The organism is Ramlibacter sp. (genome assembly GCF_035548915.1).
In the GTDB taxonomy this organism is placed as follows: domain Bacteria; phylum Pseudomonadota; class Gammaproteobacteria; order Burkholderiales; family Burkholderiaceae_C; genus Ramlibacter.
In genome coordinates this window covers 49,401-75,294 of the sequence record NZ_DASZSE010000034.1, presented here as the reverse complement: position 1 = coordinate 75,294, position 25,894 = coordinate 49,401, and the positions used below count along the sequence as shown (strand labels likewise).

The 25,894-nt window shown below is 67.6% G+C and carries 22 protein-coding genes; 17 read left to right on the top strand and 5 right to left on the bottom strand.

The window, feature by feature from the left end:
• Positions 1–23: 23 nt before the first annotated feature.
• From VHA82_RS12965 to VHA82_RS12945, 5 genes are all read left to right on the top strand, one after another.
• Positions 24–749, top strand: coding sequence for a glycosyltransferase family 32 protein (locus VHA82_RS12965; protein ID WP_325544246.1), 726 nt, complete (start codon positions 24–26; stop codon positions 747–749).
• Positions 750–862: 113 nt separating this feature from the next.
• The gene (locus tag VHA82_RS12960) at positions 863–4,387 is read left to right on the top strand and encodes a response regulator (RefSeq protein WP_325544244.1); all 3,525 of its coding nucleotides are present in this window, start codon (positions 863–865) and stop codon (positions 4,385–4,387) included.
• Complete coding sequence (locus VHA82_RS12955) at positions 4,384–5,202, top strand: protein-glutamate O-methyltransferase CheR (protein ID WP_325544242.1); 819 nt, start codon at positions 4,384–4,386, stop codon at positions 5,200–5,202. The genes VHA82_RS12960 and VHA82_RS12955 overlap by 4 nt, the downstream gene beginning before the upstream one ends.
• Entirely contained in the window at positions 5,199–5,792 is a 594-nt protein-coding gene (locus VHA82_RS12950; protein ID WP_325544240.1) for a chemotaxis protein CheB, read from the top strand. Before VHA82_RS12955 ends, VHA82_RS12950 begins: the two co-directional genes overlap by 4 nt.
• Positions 5,792–6,961, top strand: coding sequence for a hybrid sensor histidine kinase/response regulator (locus VHA82_RS12945; RefSeq protein WP_325544238.1), 1,170 nt, complete (start codon positions 5,792–5,794; stop codon positions 6,959–6,961). Before VHA82_RS12950 ends, VHA82_RS12945 begins: the two co-directional genes overlap by 1 nt.
• A gap of 14 nt (positions 6,962–6,975) precedes the next feature.
• Here the strand turns inward: VHA82_RS12945 and VHA82_RS12940 are convergent, their stop codons facing one another.
• The 4 genes from VHA82_RS12940 to VHA82_RS12925 all read right to left on the bottom strand — a co-directional run bounded on the left by VHA82_RS12940 (position 6,976) and on the right by VHA82_RS12925 (position 12,981).
• On the bottom strand, positions 6,976–9,867 hold the full coding sequence (locus tag VHA82_RS12940) for a hypothetical protein (protein WP_325544236.1): 2,892 nt from the start codon (positions 9,865–9,867) through the stop codon (positions 6,976–6,978).
• 94 nt (positions 9,868–9,961) lie between these two features.
• A complete protein-coding gene (locus VHA82_RS12935; RefSeq protein ID WP_325544234.1) occupies positions 9,962–11,275 on the bottom strand; it encodes a hypothetical protein in 1,314 nt (437 codons plus the stop codon).
• Between the two features lie 99 nt (positions 11,276–11,374).
• On the bottom strand, positions 11,375–12,016 hold the full coding sequence (nth, locus tag VHA82_RS12930; protein ID WP_325544232.1) for an endonuclease III: 642 nt from the start codon (positions 12,014–12,016) through the stop codon (positions 11,375–11,377).
• The gene (locus VHA82_RS12925) at positions 12,013–12,981 is read right to left on the bottom strand and encodes a LysR family transcriptional regulator (RefSeq protein ID WP_325544230.1); all 969 of its coding nucleotides are present in this window, start codon (positions 12,979–12,981) and stop codon (positions 12,013–12,015) included. Before VHA82_RS12925 ends, nth begins: the two co-directional genes overlap by 4 nt.
• Before the next feature lie 69 nt (positions 12,982–13,050).
• Between VHA82_RS12925 and VHA82_RS12920 the strand changes: the two genes are divergently transcribed.
• From VHA82_RS12920 to VHA82_RS12870, 11 genes are all read left to right on the top strand, one after another.
• A complete protein-coding gene (locus VHA82_RS12920) occupies positions 13,051–13,590 on the top strand; it encodes a GAF domain-containing protein (RefSeq protein ID WP_325544228.1) in 540 nt (179 codons plus the stop codon).
• A 9-nt stretch (positions 13,591–13,599) separates the two neighbouring features.
• Positions 13,600–15,216 carry an FAD-dependent monooxygenase gene (locus VHA82_RS12915; RefSeq protein ID WP_325544226.1) on the top strand — a complete coding sequence of 539 codons (1,617 nt, stop codon included), beginning with the start codon at positions 13,600–13,602 and terminating at the stop codon, positions 15,214–15,216.
• Positions 15,217–15,220: 4 nt separating this feature from the next.
• On the top strand, positions 15,221–15,628 hold the full coding sequence (locus tag VHA82_RS12910) for a VOC family protein (RefSeq protein WP_325544224.1): 408 nt from the start codon (positions 15,221–15,223) through the stop codon (positions 15,626–15,628).
• Positions 15,621–16,427 carry an alpha/beta hydrolase gene (locus VHA82_RS12905; RefSeq protein ID WP_325544222.1) on the top strand — a complete coding sequence of 269 codons (807 nt, stop codon included), beginning with the start codon at positions 15,621–15,623 and terminating at the stop codon, positions 16,425–16,427. Before VHA82_RS12910 ends, VHA82_RS12905 begins: the two co-directional genes overlap by 8 nt.
• Complete coding sequence (locus VHA82_RS12900) at positions 16,411–17,208, top strand: ABC transporter ATP-binding protein (protein WP_325544220.1); 798 nt, start codon at positions 16,411–16,413, stop codon at positions 17,206–17,208. Before VHA82_RS12905 ends, VHA82_RS12900 begins: the two co-directional genes overlap by 17 nt.
• The gene (locus tag VHA82_RS12895) at positions 17,208–18,077 is read left to right on the top strand and encodes an ABC transporter permease (RefSeq protein WP_325544218.1); all 870 of its coding nucleotides are present in this window, start codon (positions 17,208–17,210) and stop codon (positions 18,075–18,077) included. Before VHA82_RS12900 ends, VHA82_RS12895 begins: the two co-directional genes overlap by 1 nt.
• A gap of 21 nt (positions 18,078–18,098) precedes the next feature.
• The gene (locus VHA82_RS12890) at positions 18,099–19,208 is read left to right on the top strand and encodes an ABC transporter substrate-binding protein (protein ID WP_325544216.1); all 1,110 of its coding nucleotides are present in this window, start codon (positions 18,099–18,101) and stop codon (positions 19,206–19,208) included.
• 21 nt (positions 19,209–19,229) lie between these two features.
• Positions 19,230–20,837: a gamma-glutamyltransferase family protein gene (locus tag VHA82_RS12885; RefSeq protein ID WP_325544214.1), complete on the top strand. Its 1,608-nt coding sequence runs from the start codon at positions 19,230–19,232 to the stop codon at positions 20,835–20,837.
• 305 nt (positions 20,838–21,142) lie between these two features.
• Positions 21,143–21,760 carry a glutathione S-transferase N-terminal domain-containing protein gene (locus tag VHA82_RS12880; RefSeq protein WP_325544212.1) on the top strand — a complete coding sequence of 206 codons (618 nt, stop codon included), beginning with the start codon at positions 21,143–21,145 and terminating at the stop codon, positions 21,758–21,760.
• Between the two features lie 125 nt (positions 21,761–21,885).
• A complete protein-coding gene (locus tag VHA82_RS12875) occupies positions 21,886–22,992 on the top strand; it encodes an ABC transporter substrate-binding protein (protein ID WP_325544210.1) in 1,107 nt (368 codons plus the stop codon).
• A 169-nt stretch (positions 22,993–23,161) separates the two neighbouring features.
• Positions 23,162–23,752: a hypothetical protein gene (locus tag VHA82_RS12870; protein ID WP_325544208.1), complete on the top strand. Its 591-nt coding sequence runs from the start codon at positions 23,162–23,164 to the stop codon at positions 23,750–23,752.
• Positions 23,753–23,838: 86 nt separating this feature from the next.
• Here VHA82_RS12870 and VHA82_RS12865 read toward each other — a convergent pair whose 3' ends face one another.
• Complete coding sequence (locus VHA82_RS12865) at positions 23,839–24,594, bottom strand: dienelactone hydrolase family protein (protein ID WP_325544205.1); 756 nt, start codon at positions 24,592–24,594, stop codon at positions 23,839–23,841.
• A gap of 85 nt (positions 24,595–24,679) precedes the next feature.
• On the opposite strand from VHA82_RS12865, the gene VHA82_RS12860 reads away from it, so the two are divergent.
• Positions 24,680–25,876: a PLP-dependent aminotransferase family protein gene (locus VHA82_RS12860; protein WP_325544203.1), complete on the top strand. Its 1,197-nt coding sequence runs from the start codon at positions 24,680–24,682 to the stop codon at positions 25,874–25,876.
• Positions 25,877–25,894: the final 18 nt, after the last annotated feature.

The window sequence follows — 25,894 nt, the reverse complement described above, 5'->3', positions numbered from 1 at the left end:
TAGGCATCGCCCAGCCGTCCCGCATGATTCCGAAGATCATCCATCAGACCTACGCGAGCCGCCGGATGCCCGCCGTGCTCGCGGCCAACGTCGAACACATCCGCGCCACGAATCCGGGATGGGAACACCGCTTCTACGACGACGAAGCTGCCGCGGCGTTCATCGCCCGCCACTGCGGCCAGAAGGTGCTGGCGGCCTGGCGAAGCATCGATCCCGCGTACGGCGCGGCGCGGGCGGATCTCTTCCGCTATCTCCTCATGTACAAGGTGGGCGGCGTGTACCTGGACATGAAGAGCAGCACCGCGCTTCCGCTCGATTCGGTGCTGCGCGCGGACGACGCCCTGGTGCTCGCGCACTGGCCGAACCGAAAAGGCGAGCGGTTCGCGGGCTGGGGGCATCACCCGGGCGTCATGCTCGCGCGCGGCGAACTGCAGCAGTGGCACGTGATCTGCGCGCCGGGCCACCCGTTCCTGAAAGCGGTCGTGCAGGAGGTGCTTCGCAACATCGCGAGCTACGACCCGGCGCGGCACGGCGTGGGGCGGCTCGGTGTGCTGCGAGTCACGGGGCCGATCGCCTATACGCGGGCGATCGTTCATTGCCGCGAACCCGCGCCGCATCGCGTGATCGATACGCACGAGGAACTGGGGCTCGTGTACAGCGTGGTGGACCACCACGGGCGCGGTGCCCATGCGACCTTGTTCGAGCGCCACTACGCGTCGCAGAAGCACCCGATCGTTTTGCGCGCCTGAAGCGGCCATGGCCCGCGACGGCCGAGCAGGAAGCGAAGTTCTCCTACGCATGAGCTCGGCGCCTTGGGTCACACTCCGGCGCCGGCCCTTGTCGTAGACGGCCCCAGCATCCGATGGCATCTTCCTCCAGCGCAGTCACCGATCCCGCGGGCTTTCGCCGCGTCCTCTCACGCAACGTCGGCCTGCCGCTTGCGCTCGGCGTTCTGAGCGCGGGCATCTTCATCGGGCTCATCGTCTATCTGATCGATGCGATGCGCGCCGTGGAGCACAGCGACGTCGTCATCTCGCGTGCCTACGCGCTGCAGAAGCTGGACCTGGACATGGAGACGGGCTTGCGCGGCTACATGCTCGCAGGCGACACCGCCTTCCTCGAGCCCTACGAGCGAGGACTCGCGGCGATCAAGCCGCAACGCGGCCGCCTGCGCGAACTCGTCGCCGACAACCCGGACCAGCTCGAACGCCTCGACCGCGTGCGCGCCCAGCAGGAACGCTGGAACGCTTACGCGGCAGAGCAGATCGCGCTGAAGCGCCACGACCCGGACTACCGGATCGGCGCGCGCGCCATGGAAGGCAAGCGCCTGAAGGACGCGGTGCGCGAGGAGTTCGACCAGTTCATCGACGCCGAAAGCACGCTCAGGAGACAGCGCTCCGAGACCGTCGCGTCCAACACGAAATGGGCGGTCGCGGGATTCGTCGTCCTCATGCTTGCCGTGGGGAGCGTGCTCGCGTGGCGCGGCCGGGTCGACCTGATGGGACTTTCGTCCACGTTCGAAGCGGCCTTGCAGGAGCAGCAGCGCCAGTCCGCGGTGCTGCAGGCGCACGCGTGGCTGCGCGAAGGCCAGTCGCGGCTGTCGCAACGCCTCGGCAGCGAGCAGGAACTCGCCGGCGTGGGCCACGCCGCGCTCGAAGCACTTTCCGCGTACCTGGACAGCAAGGTCGGCGCGCTCTACACGGTGGAAGAAAGCGGCGGCTTCGTGCGCGCCGCCACGTGGGGCTGGCCCACGGATGCGCCCGCGCTCGGCGAGCGGATCGGCGCGGACCGCACGCTGCTTTCCGAATGCGCGGCGCAACGCCGCCCCATCGCACTGGAGCAGGTGCCCGCGGGCTATCTGCGCGTGAGTTCCGCGCTGGGTGAAATGACGCCGGCCTCGGTCCTGCTCGCGCCGGTGCAGCACGAGGGGCGCCTCGTGGGTGTGCTGGAGCTCGGGTGGATGCGCCCGCTCGAGTCGCGCGACCGCGAACTGCTCGAAGCCGCGACGGGCATCCTCGGCGCATCGGTGGAAGCCGCGCGATACCGCGCGCGGCTGCAGACGATGCTGGAGGAAACCCAGCAGCTCAACGAGGAACTGCAGACGCAGCAGGAGGAGCTGCGCACCGCCAACGAGGAACTGGAGGAGCAGTCGCGCGCCCTGAAGGAATCGCAGGCTCACCTCGAGACGCAGCAGGCGGAGCTGGAGCAGACGAACGTGCAGCTCGCCGAGCAGACCGATCGCCTCGAGGCGCAGCGCGACGAACTGAAGCGCGCGCAAGGCGCGCTGCAGGAGCGCGCGCAGGAGCTGCAGCGTGCGAGCCGCTACAAGTCGGAATTTCTGGCCAACATGTCGCACGAGCTGCGCACGCCGCTCAACAGCTCGCTCATCCTCTCGCGCCTGCTCGCCGACAACGCCGGGGGCAACCTGAGCGAGGAGCAGGTGAAGTTCGCGGAGTCCATCTACGACGCGGGCAACGACCTTCTGAATCTCATCAACGACATCCTCGACATCGCCAAGGTCGAGGCGGGCAAGCTCGAAGTGCGGCCCGAAGTGACGCCCATCGCGGCGGTGGCGGAGGGGTTGAAGGCCATGTTCTCGCCGCTGGCCGAGAAGAAGGGCCTGCAGCTCGAAGTGCTCGTGGCATCCGACGTGCCGGGCACGCTCTATACCGACCGCCAGCGGCTGGAGCAGGTGCTGCGCAACCTCCTGTCCAACGCGGTCAAGTTCACCGATCGCGGCACCGTCGCCCTGCACGTGACGCGTAGCGGCACCGAGGGCATCGCGTTCGAAGTGCGCGACAGCGGCATCGGCATCGAACCGTCGCAGCAGGAGGCGATCTTCGAGGCCTTCCGCCAGGCCGACGGTACCGTGAGCCGTCGCTTCGGCGGCACGGGGCTCGGGCTCGCGATCTCGCGCGATCTCGCGCGCCTCTTGGGCGGCGGCATCGCGCTGCACAGCGCGCCGGGCGTCGGCAGCACGTTCACGATCACACTGCCGGTCGAATACCGCCCGGGCGTGGCGCAGCCGCCGATGGCGCTCGCGCCGCCCGCGCAGCCGCGGCAGGAGCCCGCCGCGAGGGCGACCACTGTTGCATCCGTTGAAGGCACGCCCGCAACGGCCGGCAACACCGCCGCCGCGCCCCGGCCGCGGCGCGCGCCGCCCTTTGCGGACGACCGCGACCAGCCCGCGGGCACGCGCCGCACCGTGCTCGTCGTGGAGGACGACGAGCGTTTTGCCCGCATCCTCTTCGACCTCTCGCACGAACTCGGCTACCGCTGTCTGATCGCGCCCGAAGCGCACGAGGGCATCGCGCTGGCCGCCGAACACCTGCCCGATGCCGTGCTGCTCGACATGCGCCTGCCCGACGATTCGGGCCTTGCGGTGCTGCAACGCCTGAAGGAGGACCCGCGCACGCGCCACGTGCCGGTGCACGTGATCTCGGTGGCGGACCAGGCGGAGACGGCGCTGCATCTGGGCGCGGTCGGCTACGCGCGAAAGCCCGCCACGCGCGAGGAACTTCAGAAGGTGTTCGCGGGCCTCGAGTCGAGGCTCAGCCGCAAGGTGAAGCGCGTGCTGCTCGTGGAGGACGATCCGCGGCAGCAGGAAAGCGTGGTGCGTCTCATCGGCGACGACGACGTGGAAATCGTGCCGGTCTCCGAGGGCGAGAAGGCGCTCGAGGCGCTCGCGGAATCGGTGTTCGACGTGATGATCATCGACCTGAAGCTGCCCGACATGACCGGCCAGGAGCTGCTGCGCCGCATGGCCTCGGGCGACAGACGCTCGTTCCCGCCCGTCATCGTCTACACCGGGCGCAACCTCACGCGCGACGAGGAAGCCGATCTCAGGCGTTACTCGCACTCGATCATCATCAAGGGCGCGCGTTCGCCCGAGCGGCTGCTGGACGAGGTGACGCTCTTCCTGCACCGCGTGGAAAACCAGCTCTCGCCCGAGCACCAGCGCATGCTGCGCACGGCGAGAAGCCGCGACAAGGCGTTCGAGGGGCGGCGCATCCTCGTGGTGGACGACGACATGCGCAACGTCTTCGCGCTCACGAGCGCGCTGGAGCAAAAGGGCGCGGACGTCGAAGTGGCGCGCAACGGCGTGGAAGCGCTCGCGAAGCTGCGCGACGGCGCGGGCGACGTGGACCTCGTGCTGATGGACGTGATGATGCCCGAGATGGACGGCTACACCGCCACGCGCGAGATCAGGAAGGAGCCGCGCTGGCAGAAGCTGCCGATCATCGCGATCACCGCCAAGGCGATGAAGGAAGACCAGCAGCGGTGTCTGGACGCCGGCGCCAACGACTATCTCGCCAAGCCGATCGAGCTCGAGCGCCTTTTCTCGCTCATGCGGGTGTGGATGCCCAAGATGGAGCGGCTCGGATGAGCTCGCTCGCGGACATCGAGCTGCGATTGCTCGCCGAAGCCGTCTTTCTGCGCTACGGCCACGACTTTCGCGACTATTCGCCCGCGTCGCTCAAGCGGCGCGTGCTGCAGGCGCAGCAGAAGATGGGCGCGGCTTCGATCTCCGCCTTGCAGGAGCGCGTGCTGCACGACGCGGGCGACTTCGCGCTCCTGCTGCAATACCTCACGGTGCCCGTGAGCGAGATGTTTCGCGACCCGGGCTACTTCCTCGCTTTGCGGCGTCAAGTGATGCCGGTGCTGCGGACCTATCCGTCGCTCAAGGTCTGGGTGGCCGGCTGCAGCACGGGAGAAGAAGCGTATTCGCTCGCGATCCTGCTGCAGGAAGAGGGGCTGCTTGCGCGCACCGTGCTCTACGCGACCGACATCAACCACGCATCGCTGGAGCGCGCGCGCCAGGGCATCTTCCCGCTCGCCCAGATGCAGGACTTCACGCGCAACTACCAGCGCGCCGGCGGAACGCGCAGCTTCAGCGACTACTACACCGCGGCTTACGGCGGCGTGCTCATCGACCGCGCGCTGCGCGAGAGCATCACCTTCGCCGATCACAGCCTCGCGACCGACGCGGTGTTCTCGGAGACGCATCTCGTCTCCTGCCGCAACGTGCTGATCTACTTCAACCGCCGGCTGCAGGACCGCGCGCTCGGGCTCTTTCACGAGTCGCTCACGCATCGCGGCTTCCTCGGGCTCGGCAGCAAGGAAACTCTGGCGTTCTCGGCGTACGCGGATCGCTTCGAGCCGGTGAGCAAGGCCGACCGCATCTACCGGAGGGCGGCATGAAGACGTCGGTGCCCGAGGACTTCGATGCGTCGGCGGACGTGGTGGCGATCGGCGCTTCCGCCGGCGGCGTCGATGCGCTCTTCACGGTGCTTACGGGGCTGCGCAAGCCGCTGCGCGGCTCGGTGATCATGGTGCTGCATCTGCCGCAGGACTTTCCGAGCCGCCTCGCCGAAGTGTTCTCGGCGCGCCTCGCGCTGCAGGTCGAAGAAGCGCAGCCCGGCGCGCCGGTTGCGCCCGGCAAGCTCTACTTCGCGGCCCCCGGCTATCACCTGCTGGTGGAAAACGACCGCACGTTCGCGCTCAGCTGCGATCCGCCCGTGCTCTTCTCGCGGCCGTCGATCGACGTGCTGATGGAATCGTGCGCGGATGTGTACGGCCGCGCGCTCGCGGGTGTCGTGCTCACCGGTGCCAACGAGGACGGCGCGCGCGGCCTGGCCGCCGTCGCGGCGCGAGGCGGCATCACGGCGGTGCAGGACCCGGCCGAGGCCGTCTATCCGACGATGCCGCGGGCCGCGGTTGCCGCTGCTCGCCCCGATTACGTCTTGCCGCTCGCAGGCCTCGCGCGCCTCGTGCAAACTGTGTTGCGCTGATGGTGGCCGAAGTGTCCAACGTGTCCGAAGTGTCCAACGTATCCGAATTGTCCGAAGTCAACGTCCTGCTGGTCGACGACCTGCGCGAAAACCTGGTCGCGCTCGAAGCGCTCATCCGCCGCGCGGGCCGGCGCATCTTCTGCGCGCGCTCGGGCGAGGAGGCGCTTTCGCTCATGCTCGAACATGCTTTCGCGCTCGCGATCGTCGACGTGCAGATGCCCGGCATGAACGGCTTCGAACTCGCCGAGCTGATGCGCGGCGCCGAGCGCACGAGCGCCATCCCGATCGTCTTCGTGAGTGCCGCTGGGCGCGAGCTGAACTACGCGTTTCGCGGCTACGAGAGCGGCGCGGTCGACTTTCTCTACAAGCCGCTCGACCCGGTCGCGGTGCGCAGCAAGGTCAACGTCTTCGTCGAGCTTTTTCGCCAGCGGCGCGAATTGCAGCAGGCGCAGGCGCAATTGCAGCGCGCGGTGTCGATGCGCGACGACTTCATGTCGATGGTGTCTCACGAGCTGCGCAACCCGCTCAATTCGGTCTACCTGCAGACGCAGTTGCGCCGGCGCATGCTGGCCGCGGCGGCGCCGCCTTCGCGCGAGGCCATGCTGGGCATGGTGGAGCGCGACGAGCGCCAGATCCGCAACATGGTGCGCCTGTTGGACGACATGCTGGATGTGTCGCGTCTGCGCACCGGGCAACTCGCCATGAATTCGGGTCCTTTGGACCTCGCAGCGCTTGCGCGGCGCGTGGTCGACGCGATCGCGCCGCAGGCGGCGGGGGAGGGCGTGGCGATCAAGCTCCAGGCGCCCGATGCGCTGCCGCTTCAGGGCGACGAATTCCGCATCGAGCAGGTGATCACGAATCTGCTCACCAATGCCTTGCGGTACGGCGAGGGCAAGCCGGTGGCGGTCACCGTCGGCTCTGTCGAAGGCATGGCCTTCTGTTCGGTGCGCGATCAGGGCATGGGGATCGCGCTCGCCGACCAGGAGCGCATCTTCGAGCAGTTCGAGCGGGCGCCCGGCTCCGACCAGGTGCCGGGGCTGGGGCTCGGGCTCTACATCGCGCGGCAGATCGCCGCGGCGCACGAAGGCCGGCTCGAAGTGGCGAGCGAGCCGGGGAAGGGGGCGGAGTTCAGGCTGTGGCTGCCGATGCCGCAGGACGCCAACGCCTGAACTTGTGTGCCGCTTCAGGCAACTTCGCGCACGGCGAGTCCAACGAGGTGCGGATTCGCCTTTGAAAGCTCGGTCAGGTTGCCGATGATTTCGTTCGTTGCGAATTCGTTGCGCATGGCCTCGAGGGCAAGCCGAAGCTTTGTGGCATCTTTCTTGACCTGAGAGGGGGTGAAGCGCGATCGTTCGATGCTCCGCAGCTCGGCGATCCCGGCCTCGAATGCCTTGATCTGATCCGCTGTGACGCTTGCCACTTCGGCGAGTCCCCGCTCCAGATACACCAGCCGCTTGGCTTTGGTGGCACCCGGCAGGATGCTGCCCACGATCGGCATGAAAAATCGAGGTGGCACCTGCCCGGGGAAGGCCTCGAGTCGGCTGCCCTTCTTGGCCAGCATCCGTTCGTCCACCGCACCTTGCTGGCGCTTTGCCTGCTCTTCGGAAATGGGCGGGTGCCTCTTGTCGAGCGTTGCCCACAGAGGTGAGTTCGCGAGTTCCGCATGGACCTGCCGCAGCCCGACGGCCGCGTCCGCGAAATTCTCGCCAATGACCGTCCGGCCGGCCTTGTACCTGGCTTCGGAACCGTCGTGCCGCTCGTCCTGCCGATCCCGCGAAATCAGATATTGCTGGAACACCTCCGAGATGCCTGTCCAGCGGTGCGTCGCTTGGCCTTCGCGATCGCGCACGAAGCCGGCCTTCGCGGTCAGGCGCCGCAGGCGATTCAATTCCGTGTGCTGGCCCATCAGGCGTTTCATCAATGCCAGCGTTTCCGTTGTGCCCTGCTTCTTCAGCCAGTCGCACAGCCGCGCGAAGTGTTCCGGCTTCACTTGGTTCACGTTTCCGAAATCGACAGTACGCACCAGTGACGCAAGACGGGCGTTCATGTCCGTTCCGTTTTCGGTCAGGTTCACGGGAAGGTTGAGCAGGCGGCAATGTTCCGTGTACTGGTCGAGTGCCTGCACCGCGTCGAGAAACGCGGCACTGAAGGCCGCCGGGTCGTACGCGAGCGCCCGCGGTGAGCCGGGGAACGCAGTTCTGGCAGCCGCCAGGTTGTTCTTCCCTTGGCTTTCGGCGGCGGAGAGCGCACCCATCCGCTGGACGAGTTCCTTGCGGAACTTCTCGGCCTTCTCGAAGTGCTTGCCGGCGAAATCCATGGCGGATTTCTTCACGGCTTCATGAGTGGGGCCGCCAGAGACCTTGTTCAGGCACACCGCAACCGCGCACACCTCTTCGTCGGGCAGATAGCCGATGATCTGGCCGGCGCGATGCTCGAAACCGGGGGTTCGCATCAACTGCACGAGTTCCGCGACGACACGTTCACGTTGTGCCTCCCGCGACCGGCTGCGCGCGGGGCCCGCATCTCGCAACGCGCGGCCCGCCGCCTTCATCGCGTCTTCGAAATACGCAGGGACGTCTTCCTCCCGGGCCCCTTCGGGGAGCTCGAGCGCATTCAACAGAATCGAGCGAATTTCTGAGCCTCCCGGAAGGGGCTGCTGCATCGACGCGGTGAGCGATTCGAGCCATGCGTTCGAGTGCTCCAGCTTCAGTTGCGCGATCGCCTTCCGATCTTCCGGCCTGAGCGAATCGATCAGATTCGCGGCTTCGGACGCGGTGAGCTTGCCTTGCTGAACCTGGCCGGCGAGCGCCACGACCACTTCTTCCAGAGCCCGAGGATCCGGAGCGACCAAGCCACGGGAGACGTGGGCCCGGCCGACCGCCTGGGCGAAGTGCGCCTGAGCCTGAGTTCGCTTGCCTTCGCGAGCCAGGTGCGCGGCGTTCAGAAGCGATTGTCCCAAGCCCTCGAGCAAGGTGAGGGTCTGCTCCCTCGTCTGCTCCTTCATCCGTGCCCGGACCAGATTGCGAATCCAGCCGATGTCGCGGTGCGACTTGGCAAGCGCATTGTCGAGAGCTCGGAGCTCGGACGGGGTCATCCGTTCGATGGCCTCGGCGCACACGGGCCTCGCCGACGCCAGTCCGCCCAGCATCGTCACCAGTTGCTCGACCTTGTGTGCTTGCATGTCGAGTTCCTTGTCGGCCGCATCTCCGACGCTTGCCGCATTGCGCAGCACCGTCAAGGCCTCCTCCGAATCCGGCATGAGAAAGGCGATGAGCACCTCGGCGTCCTCGCCCTTTTGGGACCGGAATTTCTCGATCAGGGCACTGCGCACTTCGAATTCGTCGGCATACGGTTTGCCGAGCCAGATACGGCCATGTTGCAGAGCCCTTGCGCGAAACGCTTCCGCGCTGTCCGGCACGCCCTCGCGGTACAGTTTCACGGCCTCGTCCAGGAGTTTCCTGGACTTGTCGAACGATTCCCCGCGCAGGTCCTTCATCCGCTGCTCGACCCCGCCCCGCACGATGGCCAGGGCACGCAAATTCGGCAGCGCTCGGCTCAGTGCGTCGAGCTCATTGAAGCTCGTGAATCTCTTCAAGGCCAGGGAGACCAGGCGAACGCCCGACTCTCCCATCGATTCGGCAACTTGGGTCAGGCTGAGGACGAGCGGGGCGTGACGCTCATCGTACGAGGTTGTCTGCGCCAGTGCGCGCAACAAGCGATCCGCCTCCTCGACAAGTTCGTCGTCACGCGCGCGTTCGGATGCCACGCCGGTTCCAGGCATCCTGAACGCTTGCGGCGCGGCGTTCGCAACGTTGGACGCCAGGCGAGGAGGAGCGGGGTGCCCAGTTCCCGTGATGTTCCAGGGCTTCGAAGCCTGACTCGACACCGTGCCGGGCTGCGGTCGCTGGGGCACCGTCGCACGCAACGGAGCCGGGGAGACCGGAACGCTGCGATTCGGCAGCGGCGGCCTTTCGCCATTGGGTTGCCGTCCGTCGGCTGCGCCGCGGGCAATCTTGAAGTTCACCGGCGGCACGACGGGATGCGCGGTGGCAGGGGAGAGAGTTGGGGTGCCCATGGCAGATATACCTTTCTGGGGGATGGGTAACCTGATCAGTGCGCCGGTTCCATCCCATACCGTCTACTTTGTCACGCGGGCGCCTCGGATCTGATCAATTCGCCGTGTCGGAGCTCTCGAAGCGCAGGAATTCGTATAGATCGACGCCGGCCGGTCCGCCCACCAGCACGCCATAACGAAGCTGGGCATAGCCTTTCCCAGACGCCAGGGGAACCGGCGTCTCCCGACCCACGGGCAGCAGCGAATCCGAGCCTTCCGTCTCGTGCGTGAACTGCACCAGCAGCCGATCCTCCCCGAATGTCGATACGCAGATCGCTTCGCGTGTCGTGCCACCGAGCAGTCGCCCTCGCGTCGTGCCGTCCGGCGAGACGGGCGTATGGGTCGAGTCGGCGATGTCCACGAGCACGCCCATTCCCTGCTGCAGAACCTGAAACAGGGCTTCGCGCAAACCGGCGTTCTCTTCGGTCAGCGCCTGCAGCCCGCGGGCGACCTCCGCGGCTCCCGCCTCGAGCGAGCCGTTGCCCATGCCGATGCGCACGTCGACAGTCCCGAGATCGGTCAGCAAAGCCTCGAAGGCTTCCGCGCCCGCGCCCGCGGGCTCTTTGTCATCCAGCATGCCTCGTACCCTGAAGTCCACGTCGGCCTGCAAGCGATCCGGGTTGAACCCGGCGAGCACGTGGACGTCGCCCGTGGGTCCGAACCGGATGCCGAAGGCCATGCCCACTGTGGACCGGGCATCGTCCCGATAGGTCTCGCCGTCCGAATCGTCGGGCGCTGCCACCGCGGCCGGCGCATCCTCCTGCACCGGCGCGCCCTGCCGCGCGAGCAACGCGCGGCTCGCCTCGTCTGCGATGGTTCGAAACGCCATGGACGACAGCGCGAGCTCGCGGGCCAACGGGCCGACCGCCACCAGCTTCTCGGCGCTCTCGGTCATGCATCGGATCAACGCACGGACCTGGGCGCCCGCCATGGTGTCCGCCAATTCGCCCACGATGGCTTCGTCGATGGACATGAGATGGGCCATCATCGTCGGGACCATTCCACGCAGCACCGACTCGGGCTCCCGGCATTCCGCCATGGCCCACTTGAGATGCAGCAGCGCGGGATAGGGATGGTATGCGCGCAGCCTCTCGATCGCTTCGTTCAGGCGAGCCTCGAAGGGCTCTTCGGTGTTCCTCGCTGCCGTCCAGGCCAGCCGGTAGTCGTGCCGGGACACGAGCCGCAGCCGACCCAGGTCCGCATACGTGAGGAATCCAGCGACGCCGTGAACCTGGAGCGCCCAGGGCAGGCGTTGCGGCAGCGCTTGCCGAACTTCGACCACGCGATCGGCGACTGTGGCGCCGCAAGCCGAAGGCAATTGCTGCGGGGACAACGATTGATCGGACCCGCTCGCTGAACCGACCTGCATGGCGTCCTCGCTCCCCTAGTCTTCGAGGCGCTATTGAAACATCGCCGAGGCGGGCGGCGGCCTGTACGGGAGTATAGGGTCGAGTTCCGACGACGACTTCTACCGGGGCGCCAGCGTCTTCGGCTCGTAGTCGCAATACGCGATCACCGCGCACTGCCAGCACTTCGGCGTCCTTGCCACGCAGACGTAGCGCCCGTGCAGGATCAGCCAATGGTGCGCGTCCTGCCGGAATTCCTTCGGCACGCGGGCTTCGAGCTTCGCTTCCACTTCCAGCGGATTCTTCCCCGGCGCGAGCCCCGTGCGGTTGCACACGCGGAAGATGTGCGTGTCCACGGCCATCGTCTCCTCGCCGAAGGCGACGTTCAGGACCACGTTCGCGGTCTTGCGTCCGACGCCAGGGAGCGACTCGAGCGCTTCGCGGTCGCGCGGGACATCGCCGCCGAACTTCTCCACCAGGATGCGGCAGGTCTCCAACAGGTGCTTCGCCTTCATGCGGTAGAGGCCGATGGTCTTGATGTATCCCTCCAGTCCCTCGCGACCGAGATCGAGGATCGCCTGCGGCGTGTTCGCCACGCGAAACAGATGGCGCGTCGCCTTGTTGACGCCCGCGTCCGTCGCCTGCGCCGACAGGAGCACGGCCACGAGCAGCTCGAACACGGTGCTGTATTCGAGCTCGCTTCGCGGCAGCGGGTTGGCCGCGCGAAGCGTCGCGAAGAAGGGCTCGATGTCCTTTTCTTTCATCCCGCGAGTCTATGCGGCATCCGCTTCGCGGTTTCCCGCAGGACGTCCGCCAGGCCGCGCATCTGCGGCCGCTGCGCGAGCTGCCGCACGCAGAAGAACGTCACCGGCGGCAGGGTCCACTGCAGCCGGTGATGCAGCGGCGCGATCCGCCCGTCCTTGAAGAGTTCGTCCACCACGTCGCGCGGCAGGATCGCGATCGCGTTCGGTTCGGAGCCGAGCACCGTCTCCATGCTGCGCACCGAGATCGTCTCCATGATCGGCAGCGGGGGCTGCACGCCCGCGGTGACGAAGATCGTGTTGTACATGCGCCGCATCGGCGTGTTGGGCGGCGGCAGGATCCAGTCCAGCTGCGCAAGTCTGCCCCAGTCGAGCGCGCCGCGCGACAGGCGCTTCTGGTTGCGCGCGGCCACGACGAGGCACGGCTCCTGCTCGTAGATCGGCTCCTGCACGATGTCCTGCGCGTCGCCTTCGTAGGAGCGGCCGATCGCGCAATCCAGCTCGTGTTCCACCATGCGGCCCACGAGCTGGTCGGTCGTGCCTTCCGACACGAATACCGAGAGACGCGGCATCTGCCCGAGCAGGTGCTTCAGCGCCGCGGAAAGAAGCTGCTGCGGCACCTGCGTCGTCATGCCCAGGCGCACGCGGCCGCCGTGGCCCGCGTCGATCGCGGCGAGCACCTTCGAGGTGGACTCGAGGTCGGCGAGCCAGCGCTGCGCATGCAGCAGCACCGCCGCGCCCGCGGGCGTCGGCTTCAGCCCGCGGCTCGAGCGCTCGAACAAGGCGGCGCCGAAGATGTCCTCGATCTCGTGCAGCGCCTTCGTGATCGCGGGCTGCGACAGCCGCATCTCGGCCGCCACCCGATTGAGCGTGCGATGGCGGTCGATCGTCTGCAAAAGCGCGAGCTGGCGCATCTTCAGCCGCGAGACGATGGCGTGATGGATGGCGGCGGGGTCGCGTGCTGGCATAACCCAGGGGTTATAGCGCAATCAGAAAATCGCGCATCCGGGTGAATTCGCGCGCCTACACTGCATTGCATGACAGCCCTTGCGACGGTTTCCTCCCACCTGCTGGACCTGCTCGCCGAAGCCCGCAGCGCCGAGGCCGCGCTGCGCCAGATCGACCAGATCCGCCGCGTGATCGCGGGTCCCGGCATCTTCAGCATCCAGCTGAACGTGACGACCGCGCGCGACCCGGGCAACGAAGTGCGCCTGCAGCGCTTTTACTCTTCCGCCGCCGCGCGCTGGCCCGTGAACGGCGCCAAGCGCAAGTTGCTCACGCCGTGGACGCAGACGATCTTCGTTCGCGGCGAGCCGTTCGTGGGCGAGGGCGCCGAAGCGCTCGCCGAGGCATTCGACGACTACGAGCAGATGCAGCCGCTCGGGATCGATGCGGCGGTCAACGTTCCGCTCATGTCGGACAACCTCTGCTACGCCACGTTCAACGTGTTCGGCACGCGCGGCAAGTGGCAGCCGCACGAGGTGCTCGGCGTGAGGCTGCTCGCACTGGCTGCGATGCGCTGGGTGCGGCCCGTGCCCGAGCTCATGTACCGCTTCGACGGCTTCGATTCCAACTGAACTACTCGCATGGCCGATACGCACACCTTCCGCAACGTCCCCGTCGTCATCGTTGGCGCGGGTCCCGTCGGCCTGTCGATGGGCATCCTGCTGCAGCGCTTCGGCGTCGAATTCGTCCTCATCGAACGCAATCCCGGCACCACCGACCACGCGAAGGCACGCGGCACGTGGGTGCGCACGATGGAAATCTTCCGCCAGTGGGGCATCGAGCGGCCCATGATGGATCGCGGGCTGCCTCCGGGCTCGGACCTCTTCGCGTTCGTGGAATCGCTCACGGGCCACGAGTGGGGCCGCACGAAACCCGAGCCGAACGAGGGCCATTCGCCCACCTGGAAAAGCATCATGGCGCAGGACGCGGTGGAGGAGGAACTGCTGAAGCTCCTGCGCAGTTCGCCCACGGGCCGCGTCCTCTTCCGGCAGGAATTCATGCAGTACGAGGAATCGGGTGAGGGCATCGCGGTCGCGAGCCGCGACGTCGCGACGGGCGAGATCACGACCTTTCACGCACGATACCTGCTCGGCTGCGACGGCGCGGGCAGCAGCGTGCGGCGGCAGACCGGCGTCGCGATGCACGGCCCCGCGACGCTCGCGGTCATGGCCAACGAGTTCTGGCAGGCCGATCTCTCGCATGTCCGCGGCGCGTCCGACACGGCCGGGTGGCGCGTGGCGACGAAGGATCCGAACCTGCCGATCAGCACGGTGCTGAACACCAACGGCCGCGACAAGTGGCTGAGCCTCTTGCCGGTGGGCCGCGAAAGCGACGAACGCGTGGGCGAACGCACCGACGCGGAAGTCGTGCAGCTCGCCCGCACGGTGACGGGCATCCCGAATCTGGACGTGAAGGTGATCAACCGCTCGACGTGGCGCCTGAGCCGCCAGGTGGCGGCCAATTTCCGCAAGGGCCGGGTGCTGCTCGTGGGCGACGCGGCGCACCGCTTTCCCCCCAACGGCGGCTACGGCATGAATTCGGGCATCCAGGACGCGCACAACCTCGCGTGGAAGCTCGCCTTCGTGCTCTCGGGGCGCGCGAGCGACCGGCTTCTGGACAGCTACGACCTGGAACGCCGGCCCGTCGCGGAGTCGAACGCCGACTTCAGTTACCGCAACGCGCTGCGCTTCAACCAGTGCGACGCGGCGCTGCGTTCCGGCAACGTCGAGCGCATCAACTTCTGGATTCGCGACAGCGACAATCACGTGCACAGCATCGGCCAGAGCCTGGGCTTCAGCTACGACGAAGGCTGCGTGATCTTCGACGGCGTGGCGAAGCCGGCCCTCAACCCGCGCCGTTACGAGCCGAGCGACCGGCCGGGCGCGCGCTTTCCGCACATCTGGCTGGACCTCGCGCGCAGGCACACCACGCTCGACTGGTTCGACCGCGACTTCGTGCTCGTGGCCGGCCCGAAGGCCGATGCGTGGATGGAGGCGGCGCGCGCGGTCTCCGGCAAGACGGGCCTCGCGATCGCCGCGCGCCAGCTCGACGAGACGCACGAGCGCAACGGCCTGCTCGTGGGCCAACGCGGCGTCGTGCTCGTGCGGCCCGACGGCCACGTGGCGTTTCGCATGCCGTGGACGCCCGAGGACCCGGCCGCGGAGCTGGCTTCCGCATTGAAGACGCTCATCGGGTGACGCCATGCCCGTGAACGCCCTGCACCACTACACCATCCGCTGCGCGGCAAGCGAGTTGCCCGCGCTCGTGGACTTCTACACGCGCGTGATGGGGCTCGAAGCGGGCGCGCGGCCGGAGATTCCCGCGCCGGGCGCCTGGCTCTACGCGGGCGGACAGCCCATCGTGCATCTCTACGCGTATCTCGATGCGGCCGAGGCCGCGCGCGAGCCCGTCACGGGGCCGCTGGACCACATCGCGTTTCGCGCCCGCGACGTGCAGGCGACGAAGGCGCACCTGCGCGCGCAAGGCGTCGACTACACCGAAGCGCCCATACCGGGCTGGCCGATCCATCAGGTGTTCGTGCACGACCCGAAAGGGCTCAGGATCGAGATGACTTTCTTCCTCGACGAGGAGGGCGCGAGCGATGCCTGAAGTCGTGGTCGCGGACAACATTCGCGTCGCGTACGAGCGCACCGGTTCGGGCCCGCCGCTCGTGCTGATGCATGGCGCCGAGGCGAACCGGCAGATGTTCTCCGCGCTCGTTGCGCTCCTGGCCGGCCACTTCGAGGTGATCGCATACGACCAGCGCGATTGCGGCGATACGCGAGGCCCCGAGGTCGAGGCGAGCCTTGCCGATCTCGCGCACGATGCGCGCGCCCTGATCCGCGGGCTCGGCCACGAACGCGCCCACGTCTTCGGCTCGTCGTTCGGCGGGCGCGTCGCGCAGGCGCTCGCGCTGCTGCATCCCGAATGCGTGGACCGGCTCGTGCTCGCGAGCACGTGGCCCTTGCCCGATTCGTACGAGGCAACGTATCCCGAAGGCGCGCAGCGCATCGGCGAACTGCGCTCGAAGCTGCCGGAAAGCGCCGAGGACCTCGCGGGATGGTTCTTCCCCGAAGCGTTCCTGCGGGAACGCCCCGAGCTGCGGCGGATCTTCGCGAACGCGCAGCCGCGATCGGCGCGTTCCGAGCGGCGGGCGCGGACGGTGGCGAGCACCCTCGACTGTCCGGCCGGGGCCATCCAGGCGCCGACGCTCGTCATCGCGGGCGAGCTCGATCGCGTGGTGCCTGCCGCGCTCGCGCTGCGGCTCGCGGCGCTCGTCCCCGGCTCGAAGACGCTGCTGCTGCCGGACGTGGGCCACGTGACGGTGATGCAGGCCACGCGGCGGATCGCGGACGCGCTGGCGGAATTTCTCTGCGCGAAGGAGACCCCGAATGCAAGCCGAAGCTGACACCGCCGTTCGCCCGCCGCGGGCGAGCGCCCATATCCGCATCGCGGGACTCTCGAAGTCCTTCGGCGACGTGCGGGCCTTGAGCGACATCGACTGCTCCATCGACGAGGGCAGCTTCACCTCCATCGTGGGGCCGAGCGGCTGCGGCAAGAGCACGCTGCTGCGCATCCTGGCGGGGCTCCTCGACTACGCCGAGGGCGAGGTCCTTCTTGGCGGCCAGCCGGTGCGCGGCACGCGCCGCGACATCGGCTTCGTGTTCCAGAGCTCGATCCTGCTGCCCTGGCGCACGATCCTGGACAACGTCATGCTGCCCGCGGAGGTGCTCGGCCTGGACCTGCGCGCGGCGCGCGAGCGGGCGATGCAGCTCCTGCACATGGTGCGGCTGGACGGCTTCGAGGACAAGCTGCCGCGCCAGCTTTCCGGCGGCATGCAGCAGCGCGCCTCGATCGCCCGCGCCTTGCTGCACGACCCGAAGATCCTGCTCATGGACGAGCCCTTCGGTGCGCTCGATGCGCTCACGCGCGAGCGCATGAACCTGGAGCTGCAGCGCATCTGGGCCGAAAGCGGCAAGACCGTCGTCCTCATCACGCATTCCATCCCCGAAGCGATCTTTCTCGGCGACACGGTGTTCGTGATGACGCCGCGCCCCGGCACGATCGAACGCCGCATTCGCGTGGACCTGCCGCGCCCGCGCAGCATGCACGCGATGGCCGAGCCGGAATTCGCCCGGATCGCGGACGAGATTCGCGACATGTTCTCCCACACAGGATCGTTCGACTGATGGCCGCCGCACTTCCCGCTTCCGCTTCGATGCCGTCCCCCGCGCCCGCGAAGCGCCCGCCGCGCCCCAAGTTGCGGGTCGGCGCCCGCATGGGGTCGCTCCTGCTGCTCGTGGCGCTTCTCGCCGCATGGGAAGCCGGCGTGCACATCTTCCACGTGCCCCGGTTCCTCATCCCGCGCGTGAGCGACATCGCGGTGGCGCTCTGGCGCGGACTTGCGACATCGCCGTTCGCGAAGGACGGCCTCTGGTACCACAGCGGCATCACGCTCATGGAGATCCTGCTGGGCTTCCTCGCGGGCAGCGCGGTCGGGCTCGCGATCGGGGTGCTCGTGTCGCAGATGCCGAAGCTCGAAACGATCCTGGAGCCCTACATCGCCGCGCTGCAGAGCCTGCCCAAGGTGGCCGTGGCGCCGATCATCGTGGTGTGGCTCGGCTTCGGCGTGAGCTCGAAGGTGGCGATCATCTGCCTGCTCACGTTCTTTCCGGTGCTGGTCACGAGCATCGCGGGCTTCAAGGCCGTGGAGACGGACCGCATCGACCTGCTGCGGTCTCTCTCGGCCACGCCGTGGCAGATCTTCCGCAAGGCCAAGTTCCCGAGCGCGCTGCCCTACATCTTCGCGGGGCTCAACATGGCCGCGGCGTTCTCCGTGGTCGGGGCGATCGTCGGCGAATTCGTCGGCGCGCAGTCGGGCCTGGGCGTGCTCATCCTGCAGATGGAAGCGCAGATGGACACGGGCGGCAGCTTCTCCGTGTTCATCGTGCTGTCCGTCATCGGCATCGTGCTGACCGCGATTCTGAGGCGCATCCAGCAGCGCGTGCTGCACTGGATGCCGCAGGACCCCGCGCGAGAGCGGACCATCAACGTGTGATTCGGACCAAGGAGAAAGCGGATGTTGACAAGACGTGATTTCGGATCGGGCCTAAGCGCGTTCGCCGCGCTCGGCGCCCTGGGACTGTCGGGCGGGCCCGCTTTCGCGCAGGGCGTGAAGGTGCTGAAGGTGGCCAACACGGCCGGCGTGATGGATGCGCAGCAATGCTTCATCACCTGCGGACAGCATCCGAAAACCAACTTCTACAAGTCGGAAGGCGTGGACATCGAATACGTCAACATGACGAGCATCACGCAGGCGCTGCAAAGCCTCATGACGCAGCAGGTCCACTTCGGGCCGATGGCGCCCGGCATCCTGCTGCCCGCGCTCGCCAAGGAGCCGTCGCTCGATCTGGTCACGGTCTACGAATGGCTGCCGCGCAATGCGAACGTCGTGGTGGTGAAGCCCGGCAGTCCGATCAGGTCGGCGGCGGACCTGCGCGGCAAGCGAATCGGGGTGCGCAACCAGGGCGACCCGGGCATCGTCGTCACGAAGACGATGCTGGCCGAGCTCGGCCTGAAGGACGAGGGCAACGAATACATCGCCATCGGCGACGGCGCGCCGGCCGGCGCGGCCATCGACGCGGACCGGGTGGACGCGATGGTGACCTTCGACACGGCCGCGGCGCGCGTCGAGCTCGTGGGCACGAAGCTGCGCTACGTGCCGCTCACGCCGAAGTTCGGCCGCGTCGGCTCGAGCTGGATCGCCGTGCCGCGCAAGTCGCTGAAAGAGGACCGCAAGGCCTTCGTCGGCCTGTTCCGCGCGATGGCGAAATCCACGCTCTTCGCGCACAGCAACCTCGACGCGGCCATCGACGCGCACTGGGCCGTGTATCCCGAAAGCAAGCCCAAAGGCAAGACCGAGGACGAGGCGCGGCGCGAGATGAACTTCATCCTGAAGGACCGCAAGGAAAACTGGATGCGGCGCGCCGACGACCCGGACCAGCGGTTCGGGGCGTCCAGTCTCGCGGAATGGAAGGCCCACATCGAAGTGGCGAGCGAGACGGCGAAGATGCCCGATCTCGCGAAGCAGGTGGATGCCGCCAGGGTGTTCAGCAACGAGCTGATCGACGAAGTGAACGCGTTCGACCGCAATGCGGTCGTGCAGATGGCGAGGGCGTTCAAGGCCTGACATCGGGGTAGGATGGATGCCATGAAGTTCGACTTCCACAATCCCTACCCCACCACGCGCATCCCCGTCTTCGCGCGCAACGTCGTTTCCACCTCGCATCCGCTCGCCGCGCAGGCGGGCCTGCGAATGCTCTGGAAGGGCGGCAACGCGGTGGACGCCGCGATCGCCGCGGCCGCGTGCATGATGATCTGCGAGCCGGTGAGCAACGGCCTCGGCAGCGATGCCTTCGCCATCGTGTGGGACGGCGCGAAGCTGCACGGCCTCAATGCGTCGGGCGTCTCGCCCGCGGCGTGGACGCCGCAATACTTCGCGAAGAAGTACGGCGAAGGCGCGAAGCCGCCCAAGCGGGGGATCGACTCCGTGACGGTCCCGGGCGCGATCGCGGGTTGGCAGGCCTTGTCCCGCCGCTTCGGCAAGCTTGCGTTCGCCGATCTGCTGGAGCCCGCGATCGACATTGCCGAGCGCGGCTATCTCGTGCCCGTGGTGATTGGGCAGAAGTGGGCCGCCGCGGCGTCGGAGCTGCAGTCGCTGCCCGGTTTCGCGCAGGCGTTCCTGCCGAACGGGCGTGCGCCGGAAGTCGGCGAGCTGTTCCGCTTTCCCGCGGCTGCGCGCGCGCTGCGCTCCATCGCGCAAACGCAGGGCGAGTCGTTCTATCGCGGTGAGATCGCTCAGGCGCTCGACCATTTTTCGCGCGAGGTGCAAGGTGCGCTCACGGCGAAGGACCTCGCCGAGTACGAGCCGCAGTGGGTCGAGCCGATCTCGAAGTCCTATCGCGGCTACACGCTGCACGAAATCCCGCCGAACGGGCAGGGCATCGCCGCGCTGATCGCGCTCGGCATCCTCGGCCACTTCGACATCGCAAGCCTGCCGCTGGACGGCGCCGATGCGCACCACCTGCAGATCGAGGCGATGAAGCTCGCCTTCGCCGACGTCTATCGCCACGTGTCGGATGCGCGGTCGATGGAAGTGACGACCGCCCAGATGCTCGACGACGCCTATCTCGCCTCGCGCGCGAAGCTGATCGACCCGAAGCGCGCGCAGGACTTCCAGGCGGGCAATCCGGTGAAGGGCGGCACGATCTACCTCACCGCCGCCGACGAGAACGGGATGATGGTGAGCTTCATCCAGAGCAATTTCCAGGGCTTCGGCTCGGGATGCGTGGAGCCGCGGTTCGGCATCAGCCTGCAAAACCGCGGCCATGGCTTCAGCCTGGAGCCGGGGCCCAACCAGGTGGCGCCGCGCAAGCGTCCGTTCCACACGATCATCCCCGCTTTCCTCACGAAGGACGGCGAGCCCGTCATGTCCTTCGGCGTGATGGGCGGCAACATGCAGCCGCAGGGGCACATGCAGACGCTCGTGCGCATGCTCGACTACCGGATGGCCCCGCAGGCCGCGTGCGACGGCCCGCGCTGGCGCTTCAACGAAGGCGTGTCGCTGAACGTCGAGACGCAGATGCCGAAATCGACGCTGGAAGCGCTCGCGGCGCGCGGCCACGAGGTGGAAGTGCTCGAGGACAGCTACCAGGACTTCGGCGCGGGCCAGTTCATCTGGCGCGCGGGAGACCCGAAGCGCGAAGGCTACATCGCCGCGTCCGATTCGCGCAGAGACGGGCTCGCGGCGGGCTATTGAGTAGCACCGCCGCTCCCCGTCATTCCCGCGAAGGCGGGAATCCGGAGGCGCAGCATCACTCCCCGTCATTCCCGCGAAGGCGGGAATCCAGAGGAGCAGCACCGCTCCCCGTCATTCCCGCGAAGGCGGGAATCCCCCCTGGGTAAAACGCTAATGGAAGAGATGGGCGCCCTGGATTCCCGCCTTCGCGGGAATGACAGGAGTGGTGCTGCTGCTCCACTGGGCGCCTGACCAGCGCCCGCGCCAGCATGTGCGTTCGATTGGAATTTCGTTTTCATGCGGGATGGTGTACAAACGCAAGCGCCATGAAGCTGTTCTTCTCGTCGTCTTCTCCATTCGCACGCAAGGTGCGCGTCTTCGCCCGCGAGAAAGGACTCGCGGGCGGCCTGAGCGAAGTGGAATGCAACCCTTACGCCAACTCGGGCGAGCTCGCGCAGGCAAACCGCCTCGGGCTCGTGCCCACGCTCGTCGTGGGGACCGATCTGGTCCTCTACGACAGCCCCGTGATCTGCGAATATCTGGAAAGCCGCAACGACCGGCCCCGGCTCATCCCCCAGGCGGGGGGCGACCGCTGGCGCGTCCTGCGCGCGCAGGCGCTGGCCGACGGCCTGATGGAGCTCGCCGTCGCGATGACGGTCGAAGGCAGGCGGCCCGTGCAGGAGCAGTCGGCGCAGACCCAGGCGCGCCGCCGCCTGAAGATCGCCGGGGCGCTGCAGATGATGGAAGAGCAGCTGCCGGACCTCACCGCGCTCCTCAATCTCGGTCACATCGCCTTCGCGGCGGCTCTCGGCTACCTCGACTTTCGCCATGCGGACCTGGGCTGGCGCGCGAAGCATCCGGCACTCGCCGACTGGTTCGACCCGTTCGCACAGCGCCCGGCCATGCTGCAGACCGCGCCGAGCGATTCCAGTTACGCCTTGTAGCAGCACGCCGACGAAGCGCGGGAAATCCCCGATCGGTGGCCGCTTGCCCTGCGCGCCGCACGCGTTAACCTCATGGACGGTTCCAGTGGACAAGTGCGCAGAGGCAGGAGACGAATTTGGTCGTAATGTGCAAGGCGCTCGCGGCGCTCACGGCAGCGCTCGGCATGGCCCTCGCGGCGCACGCTCAGGACTCATGGGTCGTCGGCCAGTCGGCCCCGCTCACCGGCGGCAACGCGCAGTTCGGCAACGACATCCGCAGCGGCGCGAACGCGTGGTTCGCCTCCGTCAACGCAAGGGGCGGCGTGCAGGGCCGCCCGATCGAGCTCGTCACGCTCGACGACAGGAACGACCGCAAGCAGGCCGGTGCCAACGCGAAGACGCTGCTCGAAAATCCGAATCTCCTTGCGCTCTTCGGCTTCGCATCGGCCACGCTGAGCCTGGACGCGCTGCCGCAGGCCGAAGCCAAGGGCGTAGCGTTCTTCGCGCCGTTCTCGGGCGCGAACCCGGTGCGCGTCAACAACCCCGTGCTCTTCACCGTGCGCGCGTCGTACGGACAGGAGATGGAGAAGATGCTGCGGTTCTGGACGAGCCTTGGCCTCACGCGCGTCTCCGTCGTGCACTACGACGACGAAGTGGGCAACCAGAATTTCGCGGTGGTGCAGGAGTGGCTCGGCAAGATCGGCCTGAAGCCGCAGCACCTGATGCTCAAGCGCAATGCGGCCGTCGGACGCGCGGATGCCGACGCGCTCGTGGCCCAGCAGCCGCAGCTCGTGATCAACACCACGCTCTCCGGCTCGGCCGCGGCGCTGCAAAAGCAGCTCGTCGCGATGGGGCGCATCGTGCCGACTTCGAGCCTCTCCTTCGTCGGGGCGGACCAGTACATCAAGGCGGCGGGGCCCGCGGGCTCGGGTGTTTCGATCACGCAGGTGGTGCCGCTGCCGGGCTCGACGATCCCGGCCGTGCGCGCATGTGCGGCGGCACTCGAAGCGCAGGGCGTGAAATCGATGAATTCGACGCAGCTGGAAGCCTGCTTCGCCGCGAAGGTGCTCACCGAGGGCATCCGGCGCGCGAAGAAGCCGGTGAACGCGAAGTCGGTGCTCGAGGCGCTCGCGAACCTCGGCACCTACGATCTGGGCGGCTACAGGATCACGTTCCAGCCGGGATCGCATCACGGCAGCAAGTTCGTGGACCTCGCGATGGTGACGCGCGACGGCCGGCTCGTTTCCCAGTAGGCGGTTTGCACGGCCGAGATGCAGCCGTGCACGCGCGGCCGTTTCGCCGTGCCAGAGGCAGCCTCAGGCAGTCGGACGGGGACTACCCTGGACGGCGACAGGGGCGCACCGCGCATGGCCGTGCCCGCACGCACGATCGGATGAGCAGAACCCCCTTGTGGAGAAAACCATGCACACCGTCATTTCGGCATTCGAAGACCGCGCCTCGGCGCAGCGGGCGATGGACCGGCTGGTCGCATCCGGCGTCGCGCGTGAGGATGTCCACATCCAGCATATCGCGAGCGAAGCGTCGACCGGGCAGGGGGCGATTCGCGAGCGGATTCATGAGCAGCCCGAGCGCGAAGTCGCCGTGGACCGCGGCACGCTCGACAGCATCGGCCGGTTCTTCGCGAGCCTGTTCGGGCTGGATCACCAGCAGAGTTATGCCGGCACCTACACTGCCGCCGTGCAGGGCGGCCGCGCGGTCCTGGTGGTGGATGCGCGCGACGAGGAGGAAGCCGAGCGGGCGCTGGACATCATGCACGCCGAAGGATCGACGGCGAAGCCGGACATCGTGGAGCGGCCGCGGCAAACGCGTCTGCGCGACATCGTGCTCACGACCGAGGACCCGCTCGCGTCCACGAGCACCGCGATGCACGATCGTGTGATCGAGGAGGTGTCGTCGCTCGCGATCGAGGGGCAGCGCCAGTTGCGTCGTGACGAGAAAGAGCGCGCGATCGCGGCGAACAGCGACGCGTTCCGGGACAAGCCGTCGCGGTAGGCGTGTCGTTCGTCATCCCCGCGCCCCCTCCACGTCATCGCCGCGCCCCCCCACGTCATCCCCGCGCACGCGGGGATCCAGTGTCTTTAACGCGCCCCGCGCGTAACGCCGCCTGAAAGGTTCCTCGCAAAGAGCCCGAAAAGCCTTTCCCAATGCCTCTCCGCCGAGGCCTTGTCGTAAATCCCCTCGCGCTTCGGAAACACGAAGCCGTGCTGCGCACCCGGGTACCACTCCAGCCGATAGTTCGTGCCGCCCTCGTCGAGCGCCTTCTGCAGCACCGCCATCTGTTCCTTCGTCGCCCAGATGTCGTTCTCGGCGCAGCCGACGTACGTTTCGCACCGGATGCGGCCTGCCATGAGGTGCGGCGAGTCGTCGCGGTCGGTCACCATCTTCGCGCCGTGAATCGCGGCGATGCACCGGATGCGGTCGGCGAACGCGGCCGCCGCCGCGAACACGAACGGCCCGCTCATGCAGTAGCCCACGCATCCGATGCGCGATGCGTCCGCCTCGGGCAGCCCATCGACGAAGCGCAGCATGGCCTCGGTGTCGCGCACGACCATCGCGTTGGTGAGCGAATTCATGTGCTCGAACATCGGCGCCATCGCCTCCGGCGTGCGTTCGCGCAGTTCGAACTCGCGCGTGCGCCGGTAGTACAGATTGGGCAGCACCACGTAGTAGCCGACGCTGGCGATGCGCCGCGCCATGTCGTGCAGTTCCTCGCGCTTGCCCGGCGCATCCATGTAGAAGAGCACCACCGGGTGCGGGCCGCCTTCGTCCGGATGCACGACGAACGTGTTCATGCCGCCGTGCGGCGTGGAGATGTCCAGGTCCTTCTCGATCATGCACTCAGCCTTTGTCGATGCGGCTGGCAGTCTACTCCCCGCGGCCGTTTTCGCTACCATCGCCGCATCCCGTGGAAACCCCATCATGCCCCTCCAATTCGCCTCCCGCCTCGACAACGTCGAAACCTCCGCCATCCGCGAACTCTTCAAGCTCCTCGGCAAGCCCGGCATCATTTCGTTCGCGGGCGGCTTTCCCGACAGCGCGCTCTTCGACGTCGCGGGCATCCAGGCGTCCGTCGACGCGGCGCTGAAGGAAGAACCCGGCGGCGCCCTGCAATACGGCGCCACCGAAGGCTACGAGCCGCTGCGCACGCAGATCGCCGCGTTCATGCGCGGCAAGGGCGTCACCGGGCTCGAGCCGACGAACCTGATCACGACCACCGGCAGCCAGCAGGCGCTCGACCTCTTGGGCAAGACGATGATCTCCCCCGGCGACAAGGTGATCGTCGAGGGGCCGACCTTCCTCGCCACGATCCAGTGCTTCCGGCTCTATGGCGCGGACCTCGTGAGCGCGCCGATCGACGCGCAGGGCGTGCAAACGGACAAGCTCGAGGCATTGATCCGCGAGCACCGGCCCAAGCTCGTGTACCTCATCCCGACCTTCGGCAACCCGAGCGGCGCGACGCTCACGCGCGAGCGGCGCCTGAAGGTGCTCGAACTCGCGAAGCAGTACGAGACGCTGGTGGTGGAAGACGATCCTTATGGCGACCTCTTCTTCGGCGAGGCCCCGCCGCCCAGCATCTTCGCCCTGAGCCGCGAGGTCCCGGGCAGCCGCGAGTGGATTGCGCATTGCGGCAGCATGAGCAAGGTGCTGAGCCCGGGGCTTCGCGTGGGCTGGATGATCGCCGAGCCCGGGCTGCTCGCGAAGGCCACGATGTGCAAGCAGTTCAGCGACGCGTGCACGAGCACGTTCAGCCAGGCGACCGCGGCGCAGTACCTGAAGAGCGGGCGCATGCCCGATACGCTGCATCGCGTGCGGCAGATCTACGCGGAGCGCGCGCAGGCGATGGCCCATGCATTGCGGCGCGAACTGGGAGACGCCATCGAATTCACCGAACCCAAGGGCGGCCTCTTCTTCTGGGCGCGGCTCACCGGCGCGGGCGGCAAGGTGTCGGACGCGGGCGAATTCGCGAAGCGCGCCATCGAAAAGGGCGTGGCCTTTGTGCCGGGCGCGCCGTTCTTCGCGAAGGACGCGGACGCGAGCACGCTGCGCCTGAGCTTCGCCACCGTCGGCACGCAGAAGATCGAGGAGGGCGTGCAGCGGCTCGCGCAGGCGCTCTAGCCGTCTTCGATTCGTGCA

Coding starts and splice junctions, on each gene's coding strand:
- VHA82_RS12965 (WP_325544246.1), top strand. CDS start 24: ATGATTCCGAAGATCATCCATCAGACCTACGCGAGCCGCCGGATGCCC.
- VHA82_RS12960 (WP_325544244.1), top strand. CDS start 863: ATGGCATCTTCCTCCAGCGCAGTCACCGATCCCGCGGGCTTTCGCCGC.
- VHA82_RS12955 (WP_325544242.1), top strand. CDS start 4,384: ATGAGCTCGCTCGCGGACATCGAGCTGCGATTGCTCGCCGAAGCCGTC.
- VHA82_RS12950 (WP_325544240.1), top strand. CDS start 5,199: ATGAAGACGTCGGTGCCCGAGGACTTCGATGCGTCGGCGGACGTGGTG.
- VHA82_RS12945 (WP_325544238.1), top strand. CDS start 5,792: ATGGTGGCCGAAGTGTCCAACGTGTCCGAAGTGTCCAACGTATCCGAA.
- VHA82_RS12940 (WP_325544236.1), bottom strand. CDS start 9,867: ATGGGCACCCCAACTCTCTCCCCTGCCACCGCGCATCCCGTCGTGCCG.
- VHA82_RS12935 (WP_325544234.1), bottom strand. CDS start 11,275: ATGCAGGTCGGTTCAGCGAGCGGGTCCGATCAATCGTTGTCCCCGCAG.
- nth (WP_325544232.1), bottom strand. CDS start 12,016: ATGAAAGAAAAGGACATCGAGCCCTTCTTCGCGACGCTTCGCGCGGCC.
- VHA82_RS12925 (WP_325544230.1), bottom strand. CDS start 12,981: ATGCCAGCACGCGACCCCGCCGCCATCCATCACGCCATCGTCTCGCGG.
- VHA82_RS12920 (WP_325544228.1), top strand. CDS start 13,051: ATGACAGCCCTTGCGACGGTTTCCTCCCACCTGCTGGACCTGCTCGCC.
- VHA82_RS12915 (WP_325544226.1), top strand. CDS start 13,600: ATGGCCGATACGCACACCTTCCGCAACGTCCCCGTCGTCATCGTTGGC.
- VHA82_RS12910 (WP_325544224.1), top strand. CDS start 15,221: ATGCCCGTGAACGCCCTGCACCACTACACCATCCGCTGCGCGGCAAGC.
- VHA82_RS12905 (WP_325544222.1), top strand. CDS start 15,621: ATGCCTGAAGTCGTGGTCGCGGACAACATTCGCGTCGCGTACGAGCGC.
- VHA82_RS12900 (WP_325544220.1), top strand. CDS start 16,411: ATGCAAGCCGAAGCTGACACCGCCGTTCGCCCGCCGCGGGCGAGCGCC.
- VHA82_RS12895 (WP_325544218.1), top strand. CDS start 17,208: ATGGCCGCCGCACTTCCCGCTTCCGCTTCGATGCCGTCCCCCGCGCCC.
- VHA82_RS12890 (WP_325544216.1), top strand. CDS start 18,099: ATGTTGACAAGACGTGATTTCGGATCGGGCCTAAGCGCGTTCGCCGCG.
- VHA82_RS12885 (WP_325544214.1), top strand. CDS start 19,230: ATGAAGTTCGACTTCCACAATCCCTACCCCACCACGCGCATCCCCGTC.
- VHA82_RS12880 (WP_325544212.1), top strand. CDS start 21,143: ATGAAGCTGTTCTTCTCGTCGTCTTCTCCATTCGCACGCAAGGTGCGC.
- VHA82_RS12875 (WP_325544210.1), top strand. CDS start 21,886: ATGTGCAAGGCGCTCGCGGCGCTCACGGCAGCGCTCGGCATGGCCCTC.
- VHA82_RS12870 (WP_325544208.1), top strand. CDS start 23,162: ATGCACACCGTCATTTCGGCATTCGAAGACCGCGCCTCGGCGCAGCGG.
- VHA82_RS12865 (WP_325544205.1), bottom strand. CDS start 24,594: ATGATCGAGAAGGACCTGGACATCTCCACGCCGCACGGCGGCATGAAC.
- VHA82_RS12860 (WP_325544203.1), top strand. CDS start 24,680: ATGCCCCTCCAATTCGCCTCCCGCCTCGACAACGTCGAAACCTCCGCC.